Here is a 24378-nt window from a genome sequence, read left to right as displayed (position 1 = left end):
TTCAATTATCGTTTATAGAATGGTGTAGCAATTAGTGCCGCTTTCAAGCGCTTTCCGCGAATTTCAACTTCGACTTCAGTACCTTGTGCAGTATGTTCTGCATTCAGGAGTGCAAAACCGATGTTTTTTTTCAATGTCGGTGATTGAGTTCCTGTAGTCACTTCACCGATTTCATTATCACCGACGAAAACTTTGTAACCAGTTCTCGGAATTCCTTTGTCGATCATTTCGAGTCCGACCAGTTTACGTGGCACACCGTTCTCTTTTTGATTTGACAACACTTCTTTACCGTTGAAATCCGATTCCTTGTTCACTTTAACGACAAACCCAAGACCCGCTTCTAAAGGAGAAATATCCTTTGACAGTTCTTGTCCATAAAGAGGCAAACCAGCCTCAAATCGAAGAGTATCACGTGCACCTAAACCAGCTGGAACAAGTCCTTCTTCTTCACCCGCTTCAAGAATTGCCGGCCAAAGCGCAACCATTGACTCAGGAGCTCCGTAAATTTCAAATCCGTCTTCACCTGTGTATCCCGTACGTGAAACGAGCACTTTATGTCCTGCAACGGCTACACCTTCCTTGAAGCGGAAAAATTTAATCTCTTCCAAAGGCTGGTCTGTCAGTTTTTGCAGAATTTCCTGCGCTTTCGGACCTTGCAATGCAAGCAAGCCGTATTCATCAGATCGGTTGTCGATCACGACGTCATCAGACGCATGTTTCTCCATCCATTCCATGTCTTTATCGATATTAGAAGCATTGACGACTAGAAGATAATCATTGTCAGCTCTCTTATAAATTAGTAAATCGTCGATTGTGCCACCATTCTCATAACACATCGCCGTATATTGCGCTTGTCCATTCTTCAATTTTGAAACGTCGTTTGTCACGAGTTTCTGCAAATATGCAAGCGCGCCATCTCCGCTGACGAATACCTCACCCATATGGGATACATCGAATAGTCCAGCTTTCGTCCGGACAGCTTCGTGTTCAGCTTTGATACTTGAGAATTGGACCGGCAACTCCCATCCACCAAAATCGATTGTTTTGCCTCCGTACTGTTTATAGCTTTCAAATAAAGCGGTGCGTTTCAAAGTTTCTGCCATAGCCATTTTCCCCCTTAAAGTAATTGATGAATTGCTTAGATCGCAATATTCTTCAGACAATCTATTCAGTTATGACACTATCTTGACAGACTAGTATCAAGGAATAATTGCCATGAAAAGACAGAGATCCCCTTATCGCTAAGAGAACCTCTGTCCGTTTACCTGAAAGTTTGACCTTACGGCTTTCCTCGTTGGTGGCCGAAAAAATCGGCGCTCTCCAGAGATGCGTCCTGTATGAGTCTTGTTACCTGAGAGATTCATAACTTTCGTTACTTGCTCCTTCGGCGACGCCTAATGCGTGCTCTCCCCATACAATCATCCGCTTTAATTCAATTGATAAATATTCGTATAATGTTTCGACAACTATGTAGCCTTTCGCCTTATATCTTAACATTTTGACTTGGCAATCGCAATCTTTTTCAAGATAAGTTATTTTAACGAACAATAAACCATTTTATATTTATATCGTTCGTGTTTGTTTGTTCAGAATTTAAAATCGAGGAAAAGGTTTTATTTCTATATTTTTAACTGATATGAAGTTCAAATATAAGAAAAGCTATAGACACCATGTTGCATGAGTGTCCATAGCTTTTCCATATAAAATCTCTGGCATTAATCATTTTTCAGTCTTATTATTTGAAAAGCGATATACTGCGTAATTTCGTTAAGCGACCTACCTGCGGTTTCAACTTTGAAATGGGCACTCTCTAAATAGAGTGGTTTCCTCTTATGGTAAAGTATTTCCAGTTCATCTCTTGTTGAGCGCTGTACAATTGGTCTGTTCTTATCTGTCGACACTCTTCGCCAAATATCCCGGAAAGTAGAATTCAAACAGAAAACAAGACCGGTTTGACGCATGATTTCTCGATTCTGCGCGCGCATTGCAACACCGCCACCAGTCGCTATAATACAATACTCGTCTTGAAATCTGTGAAGAAAGTCTGTTTCCATATCACGAAACCTTTCTTCCCCGTATGTCTCGAATATTTGCGGTATTGTCATGCCTGTCCTGTTAGCAATTTCAGTATCCATATCATAAAACGGTACATGTAATACATTACTTAACCGTTTACCTACTGCACTTTTACCACTGCCCATGAACCCAATCAAATATACTTTCTTCATAATAGTAACCGCCCTGCCTCATAATCTTTGTTGTTTGATTTTCATAATACGTTTCAATGGAATCGAAAGTTCTATATAGATTACTATGCCATGAAACGAGGGTAAAAAGAAAGAGGCTAACTACAAAAAGTAAAATAATTGAGGCAGCAAGCACTGTACCACGTTCATTCTTGACGTAGTCCAATGACAAACCTCCTCTCACGGATTTTGCCATCACGCATCAGTACTTCGACAAGTAGTTCATCATCTTCATGTGTGAAAATTGCCTGTCGGATATTCGTATAAAGCGGCACGTGCCCTGTGTTATTGACGCGTTTACGGATTACGGAGTCTAGTTGACCAATTTCAATCACCCCCCTGTCATTTATAAATGAAATTGTCCGGTTTCCAACCAGAGTATTAAATTCTTCCACATCTATTAACAATGACTGTAATTCTATACCGAACAGTTCCCATTCGGTCGCATAATAATCTTCAAATTGACGTTCAATAGGAGCTTTCCAATAAAAAAACAAAATGACGAACTGAAGAAATATCCCTAAGATCAGCAATTGAAAAATGGACTCAAGTAAGGAATACCCTAATTCGTTATTCCTTTTTAGTAATCTATGCATTTTTCAACTTCATCCCCCAGCAATTCATACGACACACAAATTGTATTCCCTTCTTTTGTCCACGTGAAAGTCACTTCTTCTATAAGAGTGCTGCCTATGGCTCTCCCATAATAGTGGTTCAAAAGAGCGCCTTGATATACAATTTCTGTTGCGTGCATCTGCACTCGCTTCTTCTCCAATCCTTTTGCCATATTTGAATACAAGGGTAGTAACGTACCGAAAATGACTGTCACGACAACTAGCGCAAGAATGGATTCCGGCCATGAATAGCCTTTCTCATTGATCACGGACGAGAATCCTCCCATGTTCCATTTGCACGGTTATCAGTTTCACTCCGGTAGAAGTTTGTAGTGCAATCGTTTTCACTTCACTGACACTTCCTCTATTGTTGAAAGAAACTCCATTTTGCGAATGGCTAGAACCAATTACCCTCATACCTGGTGGGAAATCAAGTGTCACAGTGGAGGCTTCTGTAAGAGGCGTAAACAAACTATAAGAAGCACCTGAATTCCGAAGTTTGACAGCGGTCGGAACTTCATACCCGATTGCATAAGCTTGTGCATGATGAATAGTAGCAATAAAAGCATGCAGCGCTTCTGTTTCACTTTGCTTCTTCACCCATCTATCACCGCTCGGTAGTATGACTACAGTTAAAATCGCTACAATACTTAGCACTAATAGCAACTCTAAAAAAGTAAAACCCGATTGTTTACTCACCAGCATTTCCTTGCGATGTTTCTAAGCTCCCTGCTGATTTTACTATCCCGTCTGATGAAATCTCAATTGCCGTTCCGTCTGGACAGGAAGCATTTTCTGGTAAATAATCAGCGGTTTGCAACTCAGTCAAAGAAGGTACCTTATGATTTTCCATACGGTATGCCTCCACTTGACCTTGTACCATTTTCACATACGCTTCGCATCCTTTTTTATCAATGTTACTGGAATGTTTAGTGACGTTCGGTATTGCAATGAGCACTAGAACAGAAATAATTAGTAAAACGATCATCATTTCTATTAAAGTGAAGCCATTTTCATTTTTTACATTGTACATCGTCTTACCTCCTCAAATGCTATCGAACATATTGTATATAGGTAATAACAAAGCTAAATAAGCTGCCAAAATACAAATGGCAAGGATTGTGAACAATACAGGTTGTAACGAAGATAACCATTTACTCAAGTCCTCTTCTATTCTTTCGCGTAGATTTTCACTGTAGATCATTAACTCTTTAGGCAAATGACCAGCATTTGCACCATGCAATGCATACGAACTCAACTCGTTACTTAAGCCATCTGTCAGTAAAATTGCTTGGTCTAAGTTTTCTCCATAAATGACATGCTTTTTAATAGTTGTTGCAATTTCCATCATTATTTTATCCACTTGCTGATTCGTCAAAACATCGAGTGCATCTTGCATCGAAAGACCGGAATGGAGTAAACTGCCGAGTTCACTCGCGAAATCGCTTGTTTTCATCTTGACGAAAAAATCGCCGGCTATCGGGATACGCAAGAAAAACCTAATTCTCTTGGATGGTGATAGTTTGCGATAGACTATTGAGACAATTGCCACACCGATTAAAACGATTATTCCTACTATAATCATCAAATCTGGTATTTTGGAGACGATTATTGGCAAAATAGAAACGAACCCAGTACTTGTATCATTTCTCGTTATTGCTAATGCTTGTAAATTAGGAAGGAAGTAGTTGCGGAATAATACGAGCAGAACAGCCATAAAAGAAAAGAGCACAATTGGATAGAGCAAGATATTTCTTAACTTCTTGCTCCTTTCACCTGCTTTTTTCAGTCTTTCTGCAACTCCTTCCAATGCTTCTGCTAATCTACCATCCACTTCCGAAATAATAATAGGTAAAAGATTGTTTGATGAAAAACCGAGGTTCATTAATATATCTACAACCCCATCACCTGCTTTTAAATCAGTTTCAATCTGTTCGAGTAGTTCTACATAATTTTTACTGTGATATGGGAGGAGAAGTATGAGCCCGTCATGAAATGTGTAACCTTCTTTTAACAACATTGCAAGACGTCCTAGAAAGGCTGGTCGATTGATAATTCGTTCAACACGTTTATGAGAACGCTCAATTTGATGCTCAATCATGACGTAACCGTTCCTTATTTCCATATCGTTGTAAAACAGTTTCGATTTTCAATTCAGTAGGGATATTGATCCGTTCACCTTTTACAATCCCATCTGATAATTGATCGAGTAGGTCGCCATGAACAATTTCAAAAACTGCATTTGTCTGTTCTTGTTCATTGTGAACGAGTCGTTGAGCACAGATACAGACAATTGTCTGTCGAAGTTCTTCTGGTGTAATCCCAAAATCCATTAATCGATAGAAACAACCTTCCGGATCCTTCGAGTGAACGGTTGTCAAAACAAGGTGACCCGTTAGTGCTGCCGCTACTGCTGTCTTCGCCGTTTCCGCATCTCTAATTTCTCCTATCATGATGACGTCAGGCGAATGCCTTAAAATCGCTTTGAGTCCTGCAGCGTACGTCATACCGGAACGCTCATTCACTTGTATTTGCAATAAATGCGAATGATTGTTTTCGACAGGGTCTTCTAATGTGATGACATGCCGTTCCAACTCATTTACACAATGAGCAGTCAGTGAATAAATAGTAGTGGTCTTACCACTTCCTGTTGGCCCTGTAACTATGATGAGTCCTTGCCGCTCTTCTGTAGCCTGTCGAAGTTGTTGTTCCCATACAGGTTCCACACATAAATTTTCAAGCGCAACAATCTTGTCATGTTTTTGCAACCGAATGACGACACTTTCTTGCATATTGACAGAGGGAATAGTCGATACCCTAAACGAAAAATTTTCCTGTTGAATTTGTTTATGAAAAGAACCGCTCTGCGGCTTACGTTTGTCACTGATGTCTAGCGAAGATAGAAATTTGTAAAAGGAGATCATACGTCCAGCCAACTGTGGGGGAAATGAACTGGACGTTTCAAGTTTCGAATTGATTTTAAAGCGAACTTCATAATTGTCTTTCAACGGTACGAGATGGATGTCGGTCGCCTGATTGGCTATCGCATTCTCCAACAGAGCAAAGCATTTCTTCTCAATAAGATTATCCCGCTTTTCCATTGAACACCCCTCTTTCCTCAAAGACGAATGACCGCTCCTCGCCTTAACGCGAGTATACTGTACAACACCTTTAAAAGGAACAGTTTCCATCAAACTCATTTTTTGGAGGTACATAACCTATGAAAATCGATTTTTGAATCCAATTAAACCATTCCTATCCATGCATTTGTCACAATGTATGACTTCATAGGAGTTTACTTTTGAGCTTCCTATCACTTATAATGGATAAGAGAACTTTTCATCGTTTTACGTTAAGGAGGGACGGACTTATGGATAATATGTTCAAGCTATGTGGTTTCTGGACTGGTATTTTCGCAGTAATGTTTTTCATCGGCGGTATGTTGCCAGCAACCGTCATCTTTATTGCCAGCACAATTTTCTTCCTCTTGCTTGGTTATTTGAATCTTACAGAACGTATGTATATGTACATGTTCGGAGCTTATCTCATGATTTTCATGGTAGGTTTCAGTTATTACGCAACGTTCATTCACGTACCAGGTGGAGGACACTAAAAGTGTTCAAACAAAAAAACAGCCCATTCGGCTGTTTTTTTGTTTGGCTTCAGAATCCGTTCAAGAATGGATTTGAATCTTTTTCCTCACCTGGTGTTGTCGGGAACCCATGACCTGGATATATTGTATAGTCATCGTCCAGAGATAATAATTGTTCATGTATTGAAGAGAGAAGCTTTCTTGTATTCCCCCCTGGAAGATCAGTTCTTCCAATGCTCTGCTTAAAAAGGGTATCTCCTACAATTGCCGTCTTGTATTCATGAAAGACAAAAGACACGCTGCCCGGCGAGTGACCTGGTGTATGGCGCACATCAATTGTAAATGGTCCAATTTCTACAATGCCCTCTTCCAAATATGCATCGGCCGCTGCATTTTGTACCGGAGGAAATCCTGGGTATCTAGAAGATCCGTTCAAATTCGGATTAAGAAGCCAATCTTTTTCAGCTTCGTGAATAAGGACAGGGATTTTAAACCGATCCCTCACTTGGTCAACTGCACCGATATGATCAAAATGTGCATGAGTCAATAAAATAGCTATAGGTTTAGCTTCTAACTTATTTATTTTAGTATTAATTTTCTTAGATTCTGCACCTGGATCAATAATAAGACATTTTCCATCTTCGCCCATTACAATGTAACAATTGGTCCCTATCGGTCCTAATGGATAAGTATGTACTTTCAACATCATTCCCACCTCCTAAAGTAAATAATAATGAAGTGTAAAGTAAAATTCAAACTTTCGACATTTATTTGGCTCGACAAAAACTTAAATAACCATTACAATAGAGGAGGAATATTGCTAAATCGGCATTCATTTTTTCTCTATTGAAAGGAGTGTCTACCGCATGAATATATTAATGGTGATTTTCGGTCTTGTTGCAATCTTATCGGTTATAGGTACTGTACAAGGATTCAAAGAACGCAATCTGTTGAGCATCGTTTTCAACGTTGCTGCAGCTGTTATCTTTGGCGGATTTACAATTGCTACAATTGTATTCCAAGGTTATCCACCTACTCTTCATTAATCATGTATGTTAAAACAGCATCCACGGATTTTCGTGGATGCTGTTTTTATTCATCAAATTTTATCCATTCAAATCGATCCCCACTTGCCTTCTCAATTAATTCTTCAGAAGTATAACCGCTTAAACAATAGTCGCCCGAAGGTGAACACTTGAGTGGTTCTGGCCCTAGCCCTTCCAATAACTTATCGTAATCAGTTCCTTCCCACGCATACAAGTTATAAGCTGATCCTAATTCATCCAATTGGCCGCTTTTTTCAGTACCTTTAAATAACATATAGTCTTCACTAATCCACACTACTTCAGGAATGACCCATTCAGAGTAGTTGCTGACTGCAGGCATTTGCCATTCTGATATAGTTTCACCAACTAAGGAATTCATGGAAAACGTAAAAAGATTGTCTTTTGGTACTGTAACGATGAATAGACGCTCGCCATAAGTATCAAAGTACACAACATCGTCTATTTCTGAAATCGAAATCTCATCTGATTCTAAATTCAGAAACTGAAGTTTGCCTCCATCAAGTGCATGCTCAGAAATATTAATACTTGCGATTTGGTTGACACCTGCCCATTTAGGAAAAGGATCTTCAACATCGACAATCGAGAGATCCTCATCGTATCCGTCGAAAACAAAAATATCGAACGTCCAATCTTCATGAAATGCCGTTATTAATATTTTTTGTGAATCGGCAGCATTCCAATTTACAGAAAGCTCCGAGGACGCAATTTCCATTTCATGTAAGATTGTGCCTTCAAGAGATACAACTTTTAAGATAGCCGCATCTGCCTGATTACTTGTATGTATAAGCAAATAATCTTCAATTGGATGTACGATGACATCTGTAATGAAAGATTCATCTTCATATACGAGGCTTGACTCCCCTGTTTCAATATCAAAGAATTTCACTTGATAGATACTATTGTTTTTCTCAACGTAAAGAATCTTAGTATCAGTCAACCAGTCAGAAACAAAATGAAAAACAGTAGGATCGGCATTGAAAATATGTACCTTTCTAATAGGATCTTCTATTGTTGAATCAGGAATAGGAGACTGTTTTCCGTCATTCTCGTTATCAACTTCCGCCTTCGTACAAGCTGCTGTAAAGGCGAGCAGAAAACCAAGCAGTATTAGAAGTCTTTTCATCGCGACCCTCCTTCAGGTAAGTAGTTTATAGTATTCCTATGTAAAAAAAGTTCTGCACGGTAAACAAACCCGTGCAGAACTTAGTTGACTTCATGTAATTTCAACTTTGGCTATTCTTTGTCTTCCTCAGTAAATCTAAGCAAGTCGCCGTTGATGATCATGTCAGAATAGTCAAGTTCCGTTGTAGCTCGTTCATTATAAGGCTCACAAGCTCCACTATCATCCATCTCACGTGTTTTAATATCATAACATACTTCTTGCGTATAAATATGATCTTTCGTCACAAATCTTCCATCTCTGAAAATAACGAATGGTTCATGATCAGGTGAAAATACATCTGAACCCATTTGCATATCTTCTTTCGTATCGATGCCAAGTAAGTGGAGAATTGTTGGTCGTAAATCCATTTGACCAGTCAACTCATCCGTCACTTTTCCTTTTCCGTAACCAGGTATATGAATGTACATCGGTACTTTTTGTAACTCAACAGTATCTAGAGGCGTTATTTCTTTATCGAGATACATGCCCATTGCTTTATTGTGATTTTCGGAAATTCCATAATGATCACCATACATGATGATGATTGAGTTGTCGTATAGCCCACTCTTTTTCAAGTCCTCGAAAAACACTTTTATGGACTCATCCATATAACGCACAGTTTGGAAATACTGATTTAACGTTTTAGAATTTGAATTGTATGCTGGAATCATCATATCTTCTTCATCCAAATCAAAAGGATGGTGGTTTGTCAAAGTAATCATACGTGTAGAAAATGGTTGAGGCATCTCTTTCATTAGCTCGATAGATTGTTCAAAGTATGGGATATCTTTCATACCCCAGTTAACTGCTTGACCTTCCCCAATTTCATAACTATCCACATCATAAAATTTATCAACTTTCAATGCCTGGTACATAATATCTCGGTTCCAAAAACTACGGTTATTAGCGTGCATTACTGTCGTATAGTAGCCGTTTTCACCAAGTTTTTCAGACAAAGAATTATATGTGTTACCACTGTTCGTAAAGAAGACAGCCCCACCATTACGGCCATACAGAGAGTTTTCTAATATAAACTCAGAATCGGAAGTCTTTCCTAAACCTGTCTGATGATAAAAATTATTGAAATAAAATGTATCAGGATCCTTTGTAAGTTCATTTAAAAACGGAGTAATGACGTGACCATTCATTTCATTGTTAATAACAAAGTTCTGAAGTGATTCAAGTGAAATCATAATAACATTTTTTCCTTCAGCTACACCGAACATATCAGGATTAGGCTCTGCATAATTTGCATTCACATAGTTAGCAACTTCGGACAGTTCGCTTCCGTCCGCAAGCGCTCTTTGTGCATGTGTTTTAGATTGAATGAACAAATCATAAATATGGTAGTTATACGCACCAATGTTTTTAACGAGTAATTCTCTGTCAAAACTTCGCGTAAGTAATTGTGGTCTTTGCGCTTCCGAAAGTCCTAAATTGACCATCAGTACAGTTGCAGCAACTACAAAGTACAATTTGTTCCCTATTTTCCTCTGGTTGGATGGTTGTTCATTATACGGTATAAATTTCATCGCTAAAGCAATTAGTAGTACATCTGTGAAGAAAAAGATGTCCCAAACATGGATATTTGCAAAAACCGATGACGAAAGGTCGCCAAAATTACTTGTTTGGAATAAAACTGGCAATGTTATAAAATCATTGAAGAATCGATAAAACACTGCATTACTAAACATAATAATTGATGTAATTACACTAATAGAGAGAATATAAATCTTTCTTCTCTTCATACTTTTAATAAACAACGCAATTCCATATATGAATAATAAGAAACTTAGAGGATTTAAAAACAAAATAAACTCTTGAATCATATTATCAATTTTCATGTTAAAACTAGAAATATAGCCAATATATGTCGTTAGCCACGTTGCAATAATCGCGATGACGAGTATTGAATGCTTCGGCCAATTTAATTTTCTCATTATTTCCCTTCCTTTCAAAAACTCGTTTAACTATAATCAACTGAGTGAGCCCGCTCTCTTATAACTTTTGGACAGGCTATATATATAAGACGAATGAAACCATAAAAAGTTTCAATTATCCTAAGATAATCTTGATTTTTTTGCATACCATTAAACTATGTTGTGAACAATGAATAAGTGAATAGCATCATCTTCCAACTGACTATCTCAATCATTTATCATATGTCTCTTTTACTTACTTGTATTACTCATTTGCTGACGAAGGATAAGCACTGCCACCAAATAGTCTTCTTTCATTAGAAGACCATTCTCAAAAAGGTCTTTTACTTCTGTTAGCATTAATTCCAAATCTGTATTCCTGTCACCTGTATAGATGAAGACACCGAATCGCTTAAGTAATTGGAGAACGTCAAAATAAGTTTTCATAAGTTACTCCGATGACATGTGCAATCTATCATTTGATTTTCAGTAATAATCCGATCTACCGGTAAATCATGCGATTGAACAGGAACTTCATTCATCATCTGAATTTCAAAGGCTAACGATACACTATCCCCTTTGTATTGTTCCAAGTATCTATCGTAATAACCACCGCCAAAACCGATTCTGTAACCTTCTTTGGAAAACACGACGCCTGGTACAATTTGTAAATCGATTTCATCTTTTCTAACCGATTTTGTCTTTGATTCAATCGGTTCAAGCAAGTCCATATAAACTGTTTCCAAATCTTCAAAGGAGTTGATCGTGCGAAAATCCATCTCCCTTGTTCTAGCATTACATTTCGGAACTGCAACTCGTTTACCCATCTGCCAAGCGTATTTAATTATTGGACGGGTATCCACTTCAGGATATCTTGAAATCGTAACAGCGACACATTTGGCCTTTTTGAACGAATCGCTTTCAATTAGTTGATTCATTATAACTGCTGATTTTCGATCATGTTCATATTCAAACATATTATTAAGTAATTTAAGGACAGATTTGCGTATTTCAACTTTTCCCATCTACTATTCCCCCATTTTGAAATAAAAAACCAAAACCCTTTAAAGGTTTTGGCATGAGCGATTATTTTGTTTCACGGTGCAAAGTTTGTTTCTTTTCACGTGAGCAATATTTTTTCATTTCAAGACGTTCCGGATTGTTACGCTTGTTTTTCTTTGAAGTGTAATTACGCTCTCCACAATCTGTGCAAGCAAGTGTAATATTTACGCGCATTGTTGTCCCTCCCACTCATTAGCAATATAAATTAAAATATGAGCATGATTTATACGACTTTTTAATTGTATCATATCACACGTGTATGTAAAGTAGAAAGTTTCAAATTACAATATTTTCATCCATATGATACTATAGGAACAAAGTATTCTATTTTCGGAGGCGTTTCAAGTGGATATAACACTCATCTTATTAATCATCGGACTTATAAGCATAATTTTATCCTTCTTTTTCGGCAAGTCTTCCAGTGGACATGAAGAAGACATCGAAAATATCTCCATAAGCCTGCACCACGAAACAAATCAACTAAAAAAACGACTTCGTGCTGTTGAAGAGGAACTGATGATTGGCGTCAGTACAATCGCCAAAACACAACCTGTAAAAAACAAACCTGTTCATGAAATCATTATCAATCAAATCCTATCACTTCACGCTCAAGGGTATTCTGTCAATGAAATCGCAAAGCGCTCCTCTCTAGCAAATGACCAAGTGCTGGAAGTGTTAAAATCAAGAGGTGCTACAGTATGATGAAAATCGTATTTAGAAGTATAGGAATCGGTTGCATCTTGTCAGCAGCAATTTTGTATTTCACAAATCCGGAGAATCTGACAGCTTCAACACAAAATTCAGAAGCTGAATTAAAAAAAGTGCGGATGGAACTTGACCGCGTGAAAGAAGAATTAGCAGTAGCACAGACACTATCTTCTTCATCAAATCAAGGCCAGACGACCTCAAAGCCAGTTGAAAAAGAAAAATCGGAACCAGTTACTGAAGTTGTAAAAGAGTCTCTTGTCAAAACGGTCCTCTCGATAGAATCAGGTTCAAATTCCACTATTGTTTCCGAGAAACTTGAGCGTTCGGGAATAATTTCTTCTAGTAAAGAATTGGAACAATTCCTCTCTGATAATCACTTAGCAGGACGCATCCAAATCGGAGAATACGAACTTGATTCCACGATGTCCATTAAAGAAATTGCTGGTGTTATAACCAATACAAAAAAATGATAAAAGCTGCCCTATGCCGATCGGCATAAGGCAGCTTTTTACTCTTCGTCTGAATCGTTCTCATCTAATTCATGACGACGCTCGATTGCTTGACTAGTTGTTTCAACATTGTTAACAGACAGTCGTTGTTCTTTCAGTTCAAAATAATTGTCTAACGATTGTCTGACAAGTTCGCCCATCGCTTTATTCGCAAACTTATAATCCGCCCGGTTTGTTGAAGCGTACGGAATTACGAATGCATAAGCGACTTCTGGATTTTCCGCTGGTGCAAAACCTATATGCGTCAAATTCACAGATGCCATTCCGTACTTGCTACGATCATCTCCATAGTAAGAAGTTTGGGCAGTACCCGTTTTACCAGCTGGAGTATATGAAGCTCCGTCAAACAGATTGTGTCCTGTTCCATTTGGTCCGAAGTATGTGTAATGCATACCCTTTTTCACTTGTTCAATTTCTTCTTCAGTATTGTTAATGTGATTTAACACTTTCACATCCGTCTCTTGAAGTAAAGATCCTAACGTTTCTCCGTCAACGGAAGGTTCTCTTATTTCTTTCAATATTTTTGGCGCAACCCTATTCCCTCCATTTGCGACTGTCGATACATATTGCAGCAGTTGTAATGGTGTATAGGTATCAAACTGTCCAATTGAAAAGTCGAGTAACTTACCAGAAATTGTGTCTGTGCCAGGGAACCCTGAAAATTCTCCTGGCAAATCGATTTCAGTTTTCACACCTAACCCGAAAGAAGCGTAAGAATTACGTAATCTGTCAAAAGCTCCTTTATCAATTGGTAACGATTTATGTGGCCTATAAACGGCATTACCCATAGACATCGCAATCTTGAACATATAGACGTTGGAAGAACGTCCCAACGCTTGTATGTCATTAATAGGAACACGACCAAACTGATTAAAGAGTGACGCTTTCTTCGCTGTGCCACTAATATAGATCGGTTCATCAATCTTCACTTCACCGACAGATAAAACATTTTCACTATACCCCGTAAGTACAGTGGCCAATTTCACAGTGGAACCAACTTCATAAGCGGCTGTGAAAGTTCCATACGCATAATCATGAACGTCCCATTTGCCTGTATCTGAATCTTTCACAAGTCTCTTGCCAACTAACGCCAAGACTTCCCCATTATTAGGATCCATCATTACAATAAAAGCCCGGTCGAGCAATCCTGCTTTTGGATCTTTCTTCATTTCTAATAATTTTTCAGATAATAGTTGTTCCAAAAATTCCTGTTGCTCACTATCCATTGAAAGGACTAGATCTTTGCCGGGAACCCCTTCTCTCACGGTCTTTGTCTCAACGACACGTCCTGTTCTGTCTTTAATGTTTTTAACTATCGTCTTTTGACCTTTTAACAACTCTTCATACTGCTGTTCAAAATAACTTCTGCCGATGCGGTCGTTTCTTGAATAATCACGCGCTAAATAATAATTAAGATGCGATTTCGGGATACCTTCTACTGAACTTGTCATAGTCCCAAGAATTGTACTACTTGAAAACTTGACGCGATTCCAATCAGTTGTCGTATTTATCCCTTTCAAGTCACCAAGGCGCTCTGATACCGCAGCAAATTCTTGGTCGGTCACATTGGTACTTTTAATAATTTGAGGCGAATAAGCATATCCTGACATCATTTCACGGTAAATCGCCAAAACTTCTAAATCATGGTCGGTAAAGGAATTAATTTCCTCATCCGTTATTCTTTCTCTTGTCAACTTGTTTATTTTGCGTTGTATATCACTTTTAGAAACAGTACCATTTGAACTAATTTTTTTTATTTCCTCCGGACTAACTTTCTTTGCCGCTTTTTTAGGATTCTTTAGTATCCAGAAGTCACGTTTGTCTCCTAAAGTTACTCGCTTCGTATCTTGATTGATAAGTTCAGATAAATCTTCCGCAATTTCCAGCATCTGTGCAGACGTTGTGGAAGTTGTCTTAGTATATGTAATGGCATTCATAGGTTTATTGTCTACAAGTATTTTACCAGTACGGTCATAGATTCTTCCTCTTGGGACACTTGTATTTACCGGAATTTCTTCGGTCTTCTCTAACAGTTTGGCATAAGTTTCACCTTTAACGATTTGCAAATAGCCAAGTCTGAAAATCAACATGGAAAACAAGATGAAAATGGAAAAGAACAGTAAATTCATCCTGAAAGCGATATGTTTTCGTTGCCGGATTTTTGCTTGGTCCACTTTGCGCATAGGCTTCTTCATAATAATTCCCCTAACAAGTTTAGTTCACATTGCATTATAGCATTTCGCAATATAAAAAGCATACATCCTGACGAACAGGACGTATGCTTAGTTGCATATTAGAAATTAATTTTTAAAATTTTTAGCGACAGCGTCCCAATCTACTACATTCCAAAATGCTGAAATATAATCAGGGCGTCTGTTCTGATAGTTCAAATAGTATGCATGCTCCCAAACGTCAAGACCTAGAACCGGCTTTTTGCCGTCCATTAATGGTGAATCTTGGTTTGGCGTCGATGTGATTTCAAGTTCGCCATTATTTGAAACAAGCCATGCCCAACCTGAACCGAAACGAGTTGTAGCAGCTTTTGCAAACTCTTCTTTAAATGCGTCAAAGCTGCCGAACTTCTTGTCGATCGCCTCAGCCAATTCGCCAGTAGGGTTGCCGCCTCCATTCGGAGAAAGCGTTTTCCAGAAGAAAGAGTGGTTAGCATGTCCACCACCGTTATTACGGACAGCTGTACGGATATCTTCAGGAATAGCATCCATGTCAGCAATTAGTTCTTCAACAGATTTAGAAGCTAACTCTTCATGACCTTTCAACGCGTTGTTTACGTTTGTTACATACGTATTGTGATGTTTCGTGTGGTGAATGTTCATCGTTTCTTTGTCGATATGAGGCTCTAGTGCGTCATAAGCATATGGTAATTCTGGTAATGTGTAAGCCATTTGTACATTCCTCCTCGTGTGATAGTGATTTTTCCTACCCTTTAACATTATCAAAAGAGAAGATGTCATTCAATTGAAATGAATTATATGGCAATGAAAATAATAAAAATGCCAATCATTAGAAGCATTACAAAGCCTTTCGTGACAATCGAAGTTAAGAATCCGACCAAAGATCCAACTCCTGTCATTAATGACTGTTTAAGTCCTGTGCGTGAAAATAACAGTTCGGCTATAACGGCTCCTAGGAAGGGGCCAATTAAAATCCCTGCAACCGGTATGATGAATGGACCGATCAATAACCCTATCGTACTTCCCCACATCCCTGCTTTTGAACCGCCAAACTTTTTCACACCAACAACGTTTGCAAGTGTATCTGCTCCAAACAATAAAATGACAAAAAGTACTTGGATAATCCAGAAAATCCATCCCATGTCCTCAAATGATACTATCCAGCCATACAGCAGAAATCCACCAACAATAAAGAAAACAGAAGGGATTATTGGATAAATCAATCCGATAAATGCGACGACAAACATGACGATAGCTACAATCCATCCGATAATTTCCAATGCTATCCCTCCTCTTTACACGCGTTTTCCTAAAATTGCTTCTGCGATATTTACCGCATGGTCACCAATACGTTCCAAATTGGAAACAATATCAACAAATACAATGCCTGCTTGTGCTGAACAATGACCGCCATTAAGACGTACAATATGATTTTTTCTAAATTTACGTTCCATCTTATCAATAAGATCTTCTTGCTCAGCAACTGTTTTTGCCAATTCAATGTCATTTGTATCCAATGAACGAATTGCCTTGTCTACTGTTCCAATAGTCAATGTAAACATTTCAGTCAAATCGTCCATCGCATCTTCGGTCAATTTCACTTTATTTACCTCTCTAAAATCAATTAGTTCAATGATGTTTTCAAAGTGGTCTCCGATCCGTTCAATGTCCCTAACCGTATCCATTAACATGACATGTCGAGCTGATTCAACCGGTGAAATATTAACCGCAGAAATTTCCACAAGATAATCAGTAATTTTTCGATCTAAGTTATTAATTGCATCTTCAATTTGATAAGCAGTTTCTGCATTTCGTTTATTGCTTGTTTTTAAATATTCGTAGGTCTCTTCAAGACCTTGCACTGCAAAATCACCCATACGAATAATTTCTTCTTTTGCTTGTCCAATCGCTACAGCAGGTGACTGGTTAATAAAGTTTGGATCCAGATGCTTCGGTTTGTATTCAATCGTTACATCCTTACCTGGAATGATTTTAGTAACAAATAACGCCCATGCTCCAATTAAAGGGAACTGGATCAACGTATTTACGACGTTAAATGTTCCGTGGGCAAATGCAATTTGCATTTTGCTTTCGAGATTCAATACACCCGCAATCCATTCAACATACAATGTAAAAGGATGAAGCAATATCAAGAATACGATTGCGCCGACAATATTGAATAATACATGTGTTGCCGCAGCACGTCTTGCAGCTACAGAAGCGCCAATTGAAGCAAGAATCGCTGTAATTGTCGTACCGATGTTATCGCCAAACAATACTGGCAACGCTGCTTGCAAATCAACAAGATTTTCAGCGTACAAGCCTTGCAAAATCCCGACAGTCGCACTCGAACTCTGTACAATAAGTGTAAATACTGTACCTGCGACTACACCTAGTAAGGGATGATCTGCCATCGTCACGGTAAAGTCCGAAAAAGCCGACAAAGAACTGAGCGGTTTCATGCCTGCGCTCATCAGTTCCAATCCGAGGAATAATCCACCGAAACCGAAAATGACTTCACCCATATTTTTAATAGAATTCTTTTTGATGAAAAAGATGAGAAATGCTCCAAATGCCATAATTGGCAATGCGTATGCACCTACGTCAAGACCGATAATAAAAGCCGTAATCGTTGTACCAATATTGGCGCCCATTATGACACCAATAGCCTGACGCAATGTCATGAAACCTGCGCTTACCAATCCTACGGTAATGACTGTCGTACCTGAACTTGATTGTATAAGGACGGTGACGATGATACCGACTAATACACCCATGAAAGGATTTGTCGTAAAACGATCTAAAATCGATCTTAATCGGTCTCCCGCTGCTTTTTGCAAACCGTCACCCATGTACTTTATGGCGAATAGGAAGATTCCGAGACCCCCTATAAATTGAAACAGCATCTCTTGCCAATTAACATCCATTCAACAGTCAACCTCCATCATGCTTATATGTATAACAACCTTATTATGTTGATAGTATGTCCCGATTGTAAATAGAAGTGAGCAAATCTTTACATTCCCTTAACAATTGATATTAAAAATGTCATCATTCTGTCGTATATTGATTTCTTACCCTATAAATAGAGGTCGTTGATGTCCACTAAAATGCCGAAAAATGATAAACTGATTTCAGTTAAAGGGGGGGTACTTTTCTGTGAAGTTCCATCAATTATTCGTTGCCTCGCTGCACGAACCAAAAAAGCTGGCAGCATTCCGGTTATTGCCTATCGGACGGGTCATTAAATATGTGTTCTTTTTCGTCTCCATTATGACTGTCATCTCTTTTGGGCGTTTCCTATTTGGAGATACTGAACTATTTGTCGATTCACCAGAATTGAATGAATACAGCAAAACGATGGGCGGTTTAATTTATCCGTCCGCTCTTATTTTCCAATTTGTCATTGCTACTTTTTATGTATTTGTAAGAATAAGCTTATTCGCAGCAATTGGTCTTGTAATCGGAAAAGTCTTGAAAAAACGTGTCGAATATCGCTTTTTATGGAGGACTGCGGCTATGAGCATTACAGTCCCCCTATTATCTACAATTTTATTCGACTTCTTCCCTATGATGGAAACTTGGAGCACGTTGGTGACGTCCATTATTCATATCGCATATATTTTGTTTGCTCTTAAGTATTATCCAAAAGCGATTCGATGAATACAATCCCTCCTCATGCATATAGTGTTTGAAGGGAGGGATTGCTCATGCGCACAATCGTTATCGCAGCTATATTATTTCTCATTTTTCATATTGTACGGGTGGATCTTTTTGATGGGACAATCCCTCTTGCCGCTTTTTTCGGCGAAGATACGCCGTGCGTTGAACCGAAAATACAAGTAATACAAGTTACAACGATACAAGGAGATACAATTGAAACATTGCTTTCAATGTATCCAGATCCAGAGTCGACATTTGTCGAAAGGCTATCAGCATTTTATTCCCTCAATCCACACCTTCAAAACCAAGAGTTAATAGGTGGCTTGATTATAAAACTGCCAGTGACAAAGTTAGCTAACACAGTATGTGATTAATAAGCTTAAGAGGTGTGCCTTGTCTTTTAAGGTTAATGATTGCTAAAATAGAAGTCAGTTAATAGTTTCTTTAAGGAGAGAAAATCCATGAATGAAATGATCCACAGATCTAAAACGCGTCCTGTCCGTGTAGGAAATTTAACAATTGGCGGCAGCGATGAGTTATTCATCCAAAGTATGTGTACGACGAAAACGCATGATGTCGAAGCGACAGTAGAAGAAATTCTACGTTTAGAAGAAGCAGGTTGTCAGATTGTCCGTGTAGCTTGTCCGGATGAACGTGCAGCTTATTCAATTGGTGCCATAAAAGCTCGTATTAATATCCCTTTAGTCGTTGATATTCATTTTGATTATAAGCTTGCGCTAATTGCGATTGAACAAGGCGCAGATAAGATACGTATTAATCCTGGTAACATCGGACGTCAAGAAAAGGTTGAAGCTGTCGTAATGGCCGCCAAAGCAAAAGGCATCCCTATTCGGATCGGTGTAAATGCTGGATCTCTTGAGAAGCATATTCTTAAAAAGTATGGCTATCCGACAGCTGACGGAATGGTTGAAAGTGCTTTGCATCATATAAAAATATTGGAAGACTTGGATTTCCACGATATTATCGTTTCGTTGAAAGCATCCGATGTTAATCTAGCAGTTGAAGCTTATAAGAAAGCCGCAGCAGCTTTCGATTATCCTTTACACTTAGGGATTACCGAATCTGGTACGTTGTTTGCGGGATCCATTAAAAGCGCAGCAGGACTAGGCACTTTGCTTTCAGCAGGTATCGGTAATACACTTCGAGTATCATTAAGTGCAGATCCAGTTCAAGAAATAAAAGTGGCACGAGAGTTGTTAAAAGTATTTGGCCTTTCATCTAACGCAGCAACACTTATTTCTTGTCCTACTTGCGGTCGGATTGAAATCGACTTGATTTCAATTGCGAATGAAGTGGAAGAATATATCTCGACGATCAAGGCACCCCTTAAGGTCGCTGTGCTCGGTTGTGCAGTCAATGGTCCAGGAGAAGCCCGTGAAGCTGATATCGGAATTGCAGGCGCTCGGGGTGAAGGTCTTCTGTTCATGAAAGGGAAAACTGTTCGTAAAGTTCCAGAAGAGACTATGGTTGAAGAACTGAAAATGGAAATTGATAAGCTAGCTGAAGAATATTTCGAAAAGAAACGTCAAGAAGAATTACTTTTGCAAAGTGGAACTGCTGAATGAGAAAGCTTCGTTTCGGAATTGATATTGATGGAACTGTAACTTGCCCCACTTCCCTACTTCCACATATCAATGAACAATTCGGTTGCAACCTTTGCCTTGATGATATAAAAGAATACGATTTAACAAAAGCTTTTCCAATTAGTGAAAAAGAATTTTATGATTGGTATATGACTGCAGAATCTGTAATTTACGCAACTTCACCTGCACAGGAATACGCCAAAATGATTTTGTCCGAGTGGCAGAAACGTTTCGAGCTTTACTACATTTCAGCTCGTGGTGAAAATGTCCTAGATTGCACACGCCAGTGGTTTGATACAGAAGAGATTCCGTATGACCATATTGAACTTATTGGATCCCACCATAAGATCGAGGCTGCAAAAAAGTTCAAAGTCGATGCTTTTTTTGAGGATAAACATGATAATGCGGTAGGTATTCATGAAGAACTTAATATCCCTGTTCTTCTTTTCGATACCCCTTATAATCGTGAGCCGATTCCTGAGGGCGTCATTCGTGTTAATGGTTGGAAAGAAGCCGATGAATGGATCAATAAACTGTTCCCGACTGAGGCTGAAATTATTGGATAATAAAAGGAAGCTGGATGAATAATCCAGCTTCCTTTTTAAATTTCTGAAGACTACATATCATGGATGAACACAAACAGGGCATTTTCCATACACTTCAAATTTATGACCTTCCACTTCATAGCCTGGTAGATTGACAGCAAGTGTTTCCATTGGACAATGCGGAATGTTCTTTGTTTTTCCGCAATCCGTGCAAATGAAGTGATGATGATGCACGCCATGATCGCATTGCATTCTGAACTGACGCTCCCCATTCAATTCTGTTTCTTCCAATATGCCAAGTTCCGAAAACGTCGACAGATTACGGTAAATCGTATCAAAGCTCACACCAGGATTATCCGCTGCCATATGATTCCGAACTTCCATAGCTGTTACATAACGGTCTTTTGCTATTAGAAACTCTAATATGATTTCCCTATTTCTCGTGCGTTTGAACTGATTTTGTATAAGAACCTCCCAAGCTTCATCCAACGTCATGCATAAGATCCCCTTTCACTTTGCCTACACGCTTTTTGCCTTTGAATTTGTTCCATCCAAGTACGCCGAGCAAGATGATAATTGACGTAATGACGATTGTCCCCCCTGGCGCAATATCAAGATGATAAGCTGAAAATAGCCCGACTATTACAGACAGTTCACCAATTGTTATTGACAGTAGCATAGCTCCCTTGAAACTCTTTGCAAGTTGAATAGCTGCTGCAACAGGAATGGTCATTAATGACGAAACCAGTAGAATTCCGACAATGCGCATCGATGCCCCGATAACGAGCGCGACGATAATCATGAACACAGTTTGAATGATTTTTCCGTTGATGCCTGATACTTTAGCATATTCCTTATCAAATGATAGCGCAAATAACTCTTTATAAAAAAACCGAATAAATGCGATGACAACAATTGCTATTGTAACGATGACCCATAAATCCTGTCTGCTTACTGCAGAGACTGAACCGAATAAATAACCGACAAGATCAGAACCGAATCCTTTTGCCAGAGAGATGAATATCGCTCCGAAACCGATTCCGGCAGACAAAATAATCGGAATGGCGAGTTCTTCAAAATTTTTATATGCACCTCTCAACCTCTCAATGAGCAAGGAACCGCCAACTGCTGTAGCCATGCCAAGATAAATTGGATTTAAAGCAGAAAAGAACAGCACTGATTGACTAAGATAAAGGCTACCAGCTATTCCTGCAAGCGCAACATGGCTTAATGCATCAGCAATGAGGGCCAATCTTCGTACGACGATGAATAATCCTAGGAGAGGCGCTATAACACCGATAATGAGACCAGATAAAAATGCGTTCTGTAAAAATTCAAAATTAAGTAAGGCGCTGATCATTTGTCCATGTCCCCCTTCGATGCATGTACACGTCTGACTGGATGTCCATACCAAGAAGAGATATGCTCATCGTCCATTTTTCTATAATCCGATTGTACTCCGTGAAAATGGATGGAACGGTTCAAACAAGCAACATGTGACGCAAGTTCAGTGACGAGATCGATTTCGTGTGTTACAAGTAAGATGGCTATGCCATGTTCACGGTTCAGATCATTGAGCATAGAATAGAATGACGCCACATTTTTCTGATCGATGCCAACTGTCGGCTCGTCCATAATTAGAAGATCTGGATCTCCGACCAATGCGCGGGCAATAAATACCCGTTGTTGTTGCCCGCCCGATAGCTCGCCAATATTCGATGTAGAGAACGAATCCATCTTGACAATTTTTAGAGCGTCGACAGCGCGTTGTTCATCTTGCTTTGAAAAACCTTTGAAAAGACCCACTTTGCGTGTTAGTCCACTTTTAACAACTTCCAAGACAGTTGCAGGAAAGCCAGAATTAAAGGAATTGGACTTCTGTGAGACAAAACCGATTCTTTCACGTTGCTTGAACGATTCTGCACTATGCCCAAAAAGTTTTACAGTCCCTTCATCAGGCTTTAAGAGACCAAGAATAATTTTGATTAGCGTTGACTTGCCAGATCCGTTTGGACCAATTAATGCCCAAAACTCTCCCGCTCTAACTTGTAAAGAAATATTTTCAAGTACTGTGGAATGGCCATAATGGAACCCGACATTCTCACAATCAATTAGTATTTTTTTCATTTCATGTACCCTCTCTGACTTTGCATAACTTACATTTAAAGTGCTTCATTATTTCCAATCTTTAAATAGGAACGATTACTATTACGACCACTCGTAGTAGTATAAACGATGTTTGGATTCGACACAACTCTTTGAGAAGGAATGGTGAACTTTGGACTCTATGCAATTATTGAATGATATAAAAATGAAAAGCGATCACGAAGCGAAGTTGTTAGCAGATTCTTATGGTATCGATTTATCCATTAAAGAGATACGCGCACTTCGTCCGTTAATTGATGACATATCATTTCATTGGTTATTTACAGGAATACCGGAAAGTTTTATTACTAAAGTGAAAGTTGCTGTAGGAGAAAAAAAAGGAGAAGAGCTCTTGCGTCAGTATTTGGATATGATTTAACAAACTGACGCCATTCCTAATATGAGAGGAATGGCGTCACTTTAATTACTTATTGTAAACAGCTTTTTATTCAAAACGACTTAAACAAATAACAATTCACGCATTGCAGGTTGGAAAATGCCTGCTTTAAACATTTCGATTTCCATTTCGTATGGAGCTTTTTTCTTTTTCGGATCATTTCCTACAAATGGTGTTTCGAGGATTTTAGGCACTTGTTTGAAATCTGGGTGATGTACAATATAGTTAAGCGCATCGAATCCGATATGACCGTGCCCGATATTTTCATGACGGTCTTTCATTGCTCCACGTTCATTTTTGCTATCATTCACATGAATGACGGAAATTCTCTCTTTGCCGATAATCTCATCGAATTCTTTAAGAACACCTTCGAAATCATTGACAATATCATACCCTGCATCATGTACGTGACATGTATCGAAACATACACTAAGACGCTCATTGTTCTCAACGCCATCAATGATTCTCGCAATTTCATCAAAACTTCTGCCGCATTCACTGCCTTTGCCGGCCATTGTTTCAAGTGCAATCCGAACAGTTGCGTCATCTGAAAGTACTTCGTTCAATCCTTCAATAATTTTCGCAATTCCGGCATCTGCTCCAGCCCCGACATGTGCTCCTGGGTGCAAGACAATCTGATTAGCACCAAGCGCTGCAGTACGGTGAATTTCCGATTGGAGAAAATCCACGCCTAATCTAAACGTTTCAGGTTTAGTTGTATTTCCGATATTAATAATATAAGGAGCATGTACGACAATATTCGATAGATTGTTGGCATTCATATGTGCTGTGCCTTCTTCAATATTGAGTTCCTCTATCGGTTTTCTTCTCGTATTCTGTGGTGCACCCGTATAAATCATGAATGTAGTCGCTCCGTATCCCGCAGCTTCTTCACTCGAACCAAGCAACATCTTTTTGCCGCTCATAGATACATGAGAGCCTAACAGCAATTG

32 protein-coding genes and 2 riboswitches are annotated in these 24378 nt (G+C 38.8%); of the genes, 9 read left to right on the top strand and 23 right to left on the bottom strand.

Features of this window, described 5'->3' with window-relative positions; translation table 11 throughout:
* Positions 1-5 precede the first annotated feature (5 nt).
* The 9 genes from gcvT to comGA form a co-directional block, all read right to left on the bottom strand.
* Positions 6-1103 carry a glycine cleavage system aminomethyltransferase GcvT gene (gcvT, locus tag H9649_RS01145; protein WP_191692809.1) on the bottom strand — a complete coding sequence of 366 codons (1098 nt, stop codon included), beginning with the start codon at positions 1101-1103 and terminating at the stop codon, positions 6-8.
* A 146-nt stretch (positions 1104-1249) separates the two neighbouring features.
* Positions 1250-1328: riboswitch (glycine riboswitch) on the bottom strand.
* A gap of 1 nt (position 1329) precedes the next feature.
* Positions 1330-1422: riboswitch (glycine riboswitch) on the bottom strand.
* Between the two features lie 293 nt (positions 1423-1715).
* The gene (locus H9649_RS01140) at positions 1716-2228 is read right to left on the bottom strand and encodes a shikimate kinase (RefSeq protein ID WP_191692808.1); all 513 of its coding nucleotides are present in this window, start codon (positions 2226-2228) and stop codon (positions 1716-1718) included.
* The gene (locus tag H9649_RS01135; protein WP_191692807.1) at positions 2188-2412 is read right to left on the bottom strand and encodes a hypothetical protein; all 225 of its coding nucleotides are present in this window, start codon (positions 2410-2412) and stop codon (positions 2188-2190) included. Before H9649_RS01135 ends, H9649_RS01140 begins: the two co-directional genes overlap by 41 nt.
* Positions 2393-2842: a ComGF family competence protein gene (locus H9649_RS01130; protein WP_191692806.1), complete on the bottom strand. Its 450-nt coding sequence runs from the start codon at positions 2840-2842 to the stop codon at positions 2393-2395. The genes H9649_RS01135 and H9649_RS01130 overlap by 20 nt, the downstream gene beginning before the upstream one ends.
* Positions 2827-3129: a type II secretion system protein gene (locus H9649_RS01125; protein WP_191692805.1), complete on the bottom strand. Its 303-nt coding sequence runs from the start codon at positions 3127-3129 to the stop codon at positions 2827-2829. Before H9649_RS01125 ends, H9649_RS01130 begins: the two co-directional genes overlap by 16 nt.
* Positions 3119-3559, bottom strand: a complete 441-nt coding sequence (locus H9649_RS01120; RefSeq protein WP_191692804.1) for a prepilin-type N-terminal cleavage/methylation domain-containing protein — start codon at positions 3557-3559, stop codon at positions 3119-3121. The genes H9649_RS01125 and H9649_RS01120 overlap by 11 nt, the downstream gene beginning before the upstream one ends.
* The gene (gene comGC, locus H9649_RS01115) at positions 3552-3893 is read right to left on the bottom strand and encodes a competence type IV pilus major pilin ComGC (RefSeq protein ID WP_191692803.1); all 342 of its coding nucleotides are present in this window, start codon (positions 3891-3893) and stop codon (positions 3552-3554) included. Before comGC ends, H9649_RS01120 begins: the two co-directional genes overlap by 8 nt.
* Positions 3894-3905: 12 nt before the next feature.
* Positions 3906-4961, bottom strand: a complete 1056-nt coding sequence (gene comGB / locus H9649_RS01110; RefSeq protein ID WP_191692802.1) for a competence type IV pilus assembly protein ComGB — start codon at positions 4959-4961, stop codon at positions 3906-3908.
* Positions 4954-5961 carry a competence type IV pilus ATPase ComGA gene (comGA, locus tag H9649_RS01105; protein ID WP_191692801.1) on the bottom strand — a complete coding sequence of 336 codons (1008 nt, stop codon included), beginning with the start codon at positions 5959-5961 and terminating at the stop codon, positions 4954-4956. Before comGA ends, comGB begins: the two co-directional genes overlap by 8 nt.
* Positions 5962-6230: 269 nt before the next feature.
* Here comGA and H9649_RS01100 point away from each other — a divergent pair, with 269 nt between their 5' ends.
* The gene (locus H9649_RS01100) at positions 6231-6473 is read left to right on the top strand and encodes a DUF2626 family protein (protein ID WP_191692800.1); all 243 of its coding nucleotides are present in this window, start codon (positions 6231-6233) and stop codon (positions 6471-6473) included.
* 49 nt (positions 6474-6522) lie between these two features.
* Here H9649_RS01100 and H9649_RS01095 read toward each other — a convergent pair whose 3' ends face one another.
* Positions 6523-7158, bottom strand: a complete 636-nt coding sequence (locus tag H9649_RS01095; RefSeq protein WP_191692799.1) for an MBL fold metallo-hydrolase — start codon at positions 7156-7158, stop codon at positions 6523-6525.
* A 160-nt stretch (positions 7159-7318) separates the two neighbouring features.
* Between H9649_RS01095 and H9649_RS01090 the strand changes: the two genes are divergently transcribed.
* A complete protein-coding gene (locus tag H9649_RS01090) occupies positions 7319-7498 on the top strand; it encodes a DUF2759 domain-containing protein (RefSeq protein WP_191692798.1) in 180 nt (59 codons plus the stop codon).
* Between the two features lie 46 nt (positions 7499-7544).
* On the opposite strand, the gene H9649_RS01085 is transcribed toward H9649_RS01090, so the two are convergent.
* From H9649_RS01085 to rpmG, 5 genes are all read right to left on the bottom strand, one after another.
* Positions 7545-8642, bottom strand: a complete 1098-nt coding sequence (locus H9649_RS01085; protein WP_191692797.1) for a YqgU-like beta propeller domain-containing protein — start codon at positions 8640-8642, stop codon at positions 7545-7547.
* 110 nt (positions 8643-8752) lie between these two features.
* Entirely contained in the window at positions 8753-10621 is a 1869-nt protein-coding gene (locus H9649_RS01080; RefSeq protein WP_191692796.1) for an LTA synthase family protein, read from the bottom strand.
* Positions 10622-10852: 231 nt separating this feature from the next.
* Positions 10853-11047, bottom strand: a complete 195-nt coding sequence (locus tag H9649_RS01075) for a YqgQ family protein (protein WP_191692795.1) — start codon at positions 11045-11047, stop codon at positions 10853-10855.
* Positions 11044-11625 (bottom strand): 5-formyltetrahydrofolate cyclo-ligase, encoded by a 582-nt coding sequence (locus tag H9649_RS01070; protein WP_191692794.1) that lies wholly within the window; start codon positions 11623-11625, stop codon positions 11044-11046. The genes H9649_RS01075 and H9649_RS01070 overlap by 4 nt, the downstream gene beginning before the upstream one ends.
* 61 nt (positions 11626-11686) lie before the next feature.
* Positions 11687-11836 carry a 50S ribosomal protein L33 gene (gene rpmG, locus H9649_RS01065; protein WP_191692793.1) on the bottom strand — a complete coding sequence of 50 codons (150 nt, stop codon included), beginning with the start codon at positions 11834-11836 and terminating at the stop codon, positions 11687-11689.
* A 171-nt stretch (positions 11837-12007) separates the two neighbouring features.
* Between rpmG and H9649_RS01060 the strand changes: the two genes are divergently transcribed.
* Positions 12008-12364 (top strand): helix-turn-helix domain-containing protein, encoded by a 357-nt coding sequence (locus H9649_RS01060; RefSeq protein WP_191692792.1) that lies wholly within the window; start codon positions 12008-12010, stop codon positions 12362-12364.
* Positions 12361-12840 (top strand): hypothetical protein, encoded by a 480-nt coding sequence (locus H9649_RS01055; protein ID WP_191692791.1) that lies wholly within the window; start codon positions 12361-12363, stop codon positions 12838-12840. Before H9649_RS01060 ends, H9649_RS01055 begins: the two co-directional genes overlap by 4 nt.
* Before the next feature lie 38 nt (positions 12841-12878).
* On the opposite strand, the gene H9649_RS01050 is transcribed toward H9649_RS01055, so the two are convergent.
* From H9649_RS01050 to H9649_RS01035, 4 genes are all read right to left on the bottom strand, one after another.
* Positions 12879-15074 carry a peptidoglycan D,D-transpeptidase FtsI family protein gene (locus H9649_RS01050; protein WP_191692790.1) on the bottom strand — a complete coding sequence of 732 codons (2196 nt, stop codon included), beginning with the start codon at positions 15072-15074 and terminating at the stop codon, positions 12879-12881.
* 105 nt (positions 15075-15179) lie between these two features.
* Positions 15180-15782: a superoxide dismutase SodA gene (sodA, locus tag H9649_RS01045; protein WP_191692789.1), complete on the bottom strand. Its 603-nt coding sequence runs from the start codon at positions 15780-15782 to the stop codon at positions 15180-15182.
* An 83-nt stretch (positions 15783-15865) separates the two neighbouring features.
* Complete coding sequence (locus H9649_RS01040; protein WP_191692788.1) at positions 15866-16351, bottom strand: DUF456 domain-containing protein; 486 nt, start codon at positions 16349-16351, stop codon at positions 15866-15868.
* A 15-nt stretch (positions 16352-16366) separates the two neighbouring features.
* Positions 16367-17998 (bottom strand): Na/Pi cotransporter family protein, encoded by a 1632-nt coding sequence (locus H9649_RS01035; RefSeq protein WP_191692787.1) that lies wholly within the window; start codon positions 17996-17998, stop codon positions 16367-16369.
* Positions 17999-18230: 232 nt separating this feature from the next.
* On the opposite strand from H9649_RS01035, the gene H9649_RS01030 reads away from it, so the two are divergent.
* The 4 genes from H9649_RS01030 (at position 18231) to H9649_RS01015 (ending at position 20904) form a co-directional block, all read left to right on the top strand.
* Positions 18231-18734 (top strand): DUF1189 family protein, encoded by a 504-nt coding sequence (locus H9649_RS01030; RefSeq protein WP_191692786.1) that lies wholly within the window; start codon positions 18231-18233, stop codon positions 18732-18734.
* 47 nt (positions 18735-18781) lie between these two features.
* Positions 18782-19108 (top strand): hypothetical protein, encoded by a 327-nt coding sequence (locus tag H9649_RS01025; protein WP_191692785.1) that lies wholly within the window; start codon positions 18782-18784, stop codon positions 19106-19108.
* A gap of 87 nt (positions 19109-19195) precedes the next feature.
* A complete protein-coding gene (gene ispG / locus H9649_RS01020) occupies positions 19196-20320 on the top strand; it encodes a flavodoxin-dependent (E)-4-hydroxy-3-methylbut-2-enyl-diphosphate synthase (protein ID WP_263613395.1) in 1125 nt (374 codons plus the stop codon).
* Positions 20317-20904, top strand: coding sequence for a hypothetical protein (locus tag H9649_RS01015; protein ID WP_191692784.1), 588 nt, complete (start codon positions 20317-20319; stop codon positions 20902-20904). Before ispG ends, H9649_RS01015 begins: the two co-directional genes overlap by 4 nt.
* 57 nt (positions 20905-20961) lie before the next feature.
* Here the strand turns inward: H9649_RS01015 and H9649_RS01010 are convergent, their stop codons facing one another.
* From H9649_RS01010 to H9649_RS01000, 3 genes are read right to left on the bottom strand one after another with little or no spacing between them, the layout of a single operon-like run.
* Entirely contained in the window at positions 20962-21378 is a 417-nt protein-coding gene (locus H9649_RS01010; RefSeq protein ID WP_191692783.1) for a Fur family transcriptional regulator, read from the bottom strand.
* Positions 21365-22243 (bottom strand): metal ABC transporter permease, encoded by an 879-nt coding sequence (locus tag H9649_RS01005; RefSeq protein WP_191692782.1) that lies wholly within the window; start codon positions 22241-22243, stop codon positions 21365-21367. Before H9649_RS01005 ends, H9649_RS01010 begins: the two co-directional genes overlap by 14 nt.
* Positions 22240-23010, bottom strand: a complete 771-nt coding sequence (locus tag H9649_RS01000) for a metal ABC transporter ATP-binding protein (protein WP_191692781.1) — start codon at positions 23008-23010, stop codon at positions 22240-22242. The genes H9649_RS01005 and H9649_RS01000 overlap by 4 nt, the downstream gene beginning before the upstream one ends.
* Before the next feature lie 151 nt (positions 23011-23161).
* On the opposite strand from H9649_RS01000, the gene H9649_RS00995 reads away from it, so the two are divergent.
* Entirely contained in the window at positions 23162-23407 is a 246-nt protein-coding gene (locus tag H9649_RS00995) for a hypothetical protein (protein ID WP_191692780.1), read from the top strand.
* A gap of 80 nt (positions 23408-23487) precedes the next feature.
* Here H9649_RS00995 and H9649_RS00990 read toward each other — a convergent pair whose 3' ends face one another.
* The gene (locus H9649_RS00990; protein ID WP_191692969.1) at positions 23488-24375 is read right to left on the bottom strand and encodes a deoxyribonuclease IV; all 888 of its coding nucleotides are present in this window, start codon (positions 24373-24375) and stop codon (positions 23488-23490) included.
* Positions 24376-24378 lie beyond the last annotated feature (3 nt).

Origin of the sequence: Sporosarcina quadrami, assembly GCF_014836615.1 — a bacterium.
GTDB classification, from domain to species: domain Bacteria; phylum Bacillota; class Bacilli; order Bacillales_A; family Planococcaceae; genus Sporosarcina; species Sporosarcina quadrami.
The sequence above is the reverse complement of the archived record's forward strand: the minus strand, read 5'-3'. Positions and strand labels throughout refer to the sequence as shown.